7 protein-coding genes are annotated in these 3493 nt (G+C 35.8%); all 7 read right to left on the bottom strand.

The window, feature by feature from the left end; genetic code table 11:
• Nucleotides 1–190: 190 nt before the first annotated feature.
• Nucleotides 191–772, bottom strand: coding sequence for a helix-turn-helix domain-containing protein (locus CWATDRAFT_RS30630; RefSeq protein ID WP_007303067.1), 582 nt, complete (start codon nucleotides 770–772; stop codon nucleotides 191–193).
• Between the two features lie 8 nt (nucleotides 773–780).
• Nucleotides 781–1020, bottom strand: a complete 240-nt coding sequence (locus CWATDRAFT_RS30625; protein ID WP_007308584.1) for a hypothetical protein — start codon at nucleotides 1018–1020, stop codon at nucleotides 781–783.
• A gap of 4 nt (nucleotides 1021–1024) precedes the next feature.
• Nucleotides 1025–1273 carry a hypothetical protein gene (locus CWATDRAFT_RS30620; RefSeq protein WP_157134216.1) on the bottom strand — a complete coding sequence of 83 codons (249 nt, stop codon included), beginning with the start codon at nucleotides 1271–1273 and terminating at the stop codon, nucleotides 1025–1027.
• A 38-nt stretch (nucleotides 1274–1311) separates the two neighbouring features.
• Nucleotides 1312–1707 (bottom strand): nuclear transport factor 2 family protein, encoded by a 396-nt coding sequence (locus CWATDRAFT_RS30615; protein WP_007308583.1) that lies wholly within the window; start codon nucleotides 1705–1707, stop codon nucleotides 1312–1314.
• Nucleotides 1708–1849: 142 nt separating this feature from the next.
• Nucleotides 1850–2617: a glucosamine-6-phosphate deaminase gene (locus CWATDRAFT_RS30610; protein WP_007308582.1), complete on the bottom strand. Its 768-nt coding sequence runs from the start codon at nucleotides 2615–2617 to the stop codon at nucleotides 1850–1852.
• Between the two features lie 16 nt (nucleotides 2618–2633).
• Entirely contained in the window at nucleotides 2634–2807 is a 174-nt protein-coding gene (locus tag CWATDRAFT_RS39050; RefSeq protein ID WP_007309708.1) for a hypothetical protein, read from the bottom strand.
• A 157-nt stretch (nucleotides 2808–2964) separates the two neighbouring features.
• Nucleotides 2965–3493: IS5 family transposase (locus tag CWATDRAFT_RS30600; protein ID WP_007308581.1), on the bottom strand; the 529-nt coding region annotated here is incomplete at its 5' end.

Genomic DNA, 3493 nt, shown 5'->3' with positions numbered 1-3493 from the left:
CGAATAGTCAAATTCGATGTTTTCTACTTGTTTAGGCTTGATTCTTTTGGTCGGAAATAATCTCTCAAGAGCTTGAATCCCTGTCATTTCGTCTGTACTAATTAAATGAATTCCTTGTTCTAACAAAGTTTTAGCTTCTTGATGAAGTTCACAGATATATTTGACTTGCTTTTTAAATTTTAAGGGATCATCAATTTTGGCATTTAACCAGTAACGAACGAGATGTGGTTGTAATGTCGCTTCTTTTTAAAAAACGCCCCACACTACGGGGGGAAATCTTTTCGACAATTCCTCTTTTTATGGCTTCATCCGCCAACTCTGAAGGTGTCCAATGGCTCACTGGTCTGTCTGATTTTTCACATTCTTCACAAGCGATCTCTACAATCTGGACTACTTGTTCGACCGTAAAGGATTTTGTTGTTCCAGGTCTTGGGCGATCGCTTAAAATTCCTTTGATCAAGACCATTAATGCTTTCTCCGTTACCTGTTGTTCTTCGGCGGCACTCAGTTTTTCTCTCTCCTCAAACCATCGCGATCGCCACTGACGCACTTGTACTCGGTCTAATTCTAATCTTCGACTAATAGAACTATTGCTCTCTCCTGATGCTGCGGCTAAGATTAGCTTGGCTCGTCTAACAAGGCGATAGGGGTTTGTTGTCCCTCTCACTATTTGTTGGAGTACTGTTTTCTGTAGGTTGGAGAGGTTAATTGGCAATGCTTTTATCATGGACATCAACTTCGAGATTCTTCCGTTAGTTTCATTGAAACACATTGTCGTGGCTAGTCACGAAAGTTTCTGTAAAAATCTGGTGGATTACTTTCGCCAAGCTGCACTAGATTATTTAGAGAGTAATTATTGCAGGATGAAAATAATTCTGCATAAGAACTATCATCAATTAAAGGATTACACCAAGAATCAAGAGAACGAATTTCTGTCAAGTTTTGTAAACCAATAAAGTTGATATAATCATCCCATTCTGGATCACCAACTTTCCTAATCTCCCTGACACTTAACCACATTATATTATGATGATTGTAAGTGTTCCTTGAGAATGGGTAAAATAGCTCTAGCAGTTTGAGTTTTTACTTCCTTTTTGGTTTGTCCTAATGCTGTTTCTCTTAATTGAGTGTCTTCCAGAGTAATGACACAAGTACACTGCCATTTTCCCTGATTCTTTTTAAACTGAAAGTCAGGTTTTTTTAGTCTATATTTTTTGATGAGGTTCATCACGTCGCCGACAGGATTATCCATGATTAAGTCAAAAATAAACAATTAACTAGGTGTTGCCAACAAAGGCTATTATATCATATTCATCTCCGCACAATTGGACTACCATGATGATGAACTAAATACCATTTCTGCGCCATCTTCCTAAAACTATTTGTTGCCATTGATTCTGCTTCTAATCTTCTTCCTTTATTAACTTGTGTAACTTTTTCAATGAGAACAATATAGGCAAGTTCTTGACCTATATCAATGTTGATAATTTCTGTGTCAATTTCTAAATAATCGGTGTTCTTAAAGATAGTTTCCCAAGAGGAACGAATAACATCCCATCCTTTAAGAACATTGCCCCCAGGATGAACACAAGTACAACTGGAACCTTGCCACCAGACTTGACTCATTGTTTTCATATCTCGTTTCTCAAACGAACGATAAAAAGCATCATTAATGGCAATTAATTGAGATTTATCATCAGTGGTCATATAGCACTTCTCATACTTGTGAGGTACAGAGTTTTCTAGTTTTAGGAGTTCGGAGTTCGGAGTTCGGAGGAGCGATATTAGGTGTACCTAATGAGTCCGAGAAACTTCATATCATTAAATAATAATAGTTTATCATGATACCCTAAAGGAAAGCTGCGGATTTTTTATCTAGTAATAAAGTAGCATGGGAATGTTGTCTTAGAATGGAAGCGGGACAAAGGGTCGAAATCTCGCCTTTTAACGTCTGTCGAATAATCTCTGCTTTGTTTTCTCCTAATGCTAAACAGAGTATTTTTTTTGCCGACATAATAGTAGGAATAGTTAAAGTTAAAGCATATTTTGGGACTTGATCAAGGGTTGAGAAATGCCCCTGATTGACTTGTACCTGGCGAGTTTGTGGGTCTAATTTAACAATTTTTACCTTATAGGTATCATTAAAATTGGCCACTTGTGGTTCATTAAAGGCTAAATGTCCATTTAGTCCAACCCCCAACAAACACAGATCAATAGGGTATTGTTGGAGTAGTTTCGTATAACGATCGCATTCTTCTATGGGTTCTAAAGCATCCCCGTTTAAGTAATTAAATGATTTGGAATTGATTCGTTTTTCTACTTTTTCGTGGAGATAAAAACGAAAACTAGCTGAGTTGTTGCCTTCAATACCTAAATATTCATCCAAATGTAATAAATTAATTCGTGACCAATCAATTGTTTGATCAGCAATAACACGATCTAGAAACTTTAATTGAGAGTTTCCCGTTGCTAAGAGAATTGTTGCTTCTTTTTGATTTTTTAGGACTTCTTGTAGATAACTTTCCCCGATTTTAGCAGCAGCGATCGCTAGTTTTTCCTCTGTTTCATAAATTTGAGTCACTAAAGAGTCAACGGTTAAAATATCAGGGGATGTCATAGTTAATTAATCGCTATTATACTTGAGGTTCAATCTTTTTATCAGGCATATCTGGAGCTACTTTTGGATTTTTGAGAGAATAACCTTGTCTTTCTAAATGTTTAACGAATTCATCGGAATTAGCCCCAGAATTGTCAACTTTCTTAGGGCTAGATTTTCGTTCTTTTTTCAGTTTAGCTTTACGTCCCATTGGCTTAATTTCTCAAATTAGTATCTCTCCATTATTTTACTATATTTAAGTCTTTTCTGCTCAGTTAATTAATATCACTTAACACTTAGAGTTATCAATGGATAATTAATAATTATCCATTGATAATTAGGGTTTGCTGAAAAAGTTTCTCCAAAATTTATGCCACTTTTGACCAAGAATTTTCTGATAAATCAATAAGTTTTAGTACATAAAAATTGTTTAAAGTATAATCAAAATTAATGAAAGGCGGTTTGATGAGTTCCCCTGTTCTATTATTAGTAAATAAGGACAAAAAAAGCGACAAAAACTGCCTCAGAAGTTTAGAAAGATTGACAACTAAAAATGTAATAGCAATAGATGTAATGGAGGTTTCAGGGAGTTTTGTCATCACGAGATTTAGGCTAAATCTTCGTTTAGCTTGTCCAAACTTTCCCTCAATAGCATTACGGAAGCATTCATCGGAGTGGGCTTGTTTCTTTTCTTCTTCACTGACATTTTTCGGAGGTCTTCCTAACTTCGGACCACTGATTCTTATCCCTCTTTCCTTACACCAATTTCTGTTTTCCCTAGTTCGATAAATTTTATCTACATGGACGGATTCGGGATAATAGCCAAACGTTTCTTTATACTTTTCTACTTGTTCTTTTAAATGACAAGATTCATTGAAGGTACCGACTCGATTCGAG

The organism is Crocosphaera watsonii WH 8501, from assembly GCF_000167195.1.
GTDB classification, from domain to species: domain Bacteria; phylum Cyanobacteriota; class Cyanobacteriia; order Cyanobacteriales; family Microcystaceae; genus Crocosphaera; species Crocosphaera watsonii.
The sequence above is the reverse complement of the archived record's forward strand: the minus strand, read 5'-3'. Positions and strand labels throughout refer to the sequence as shown.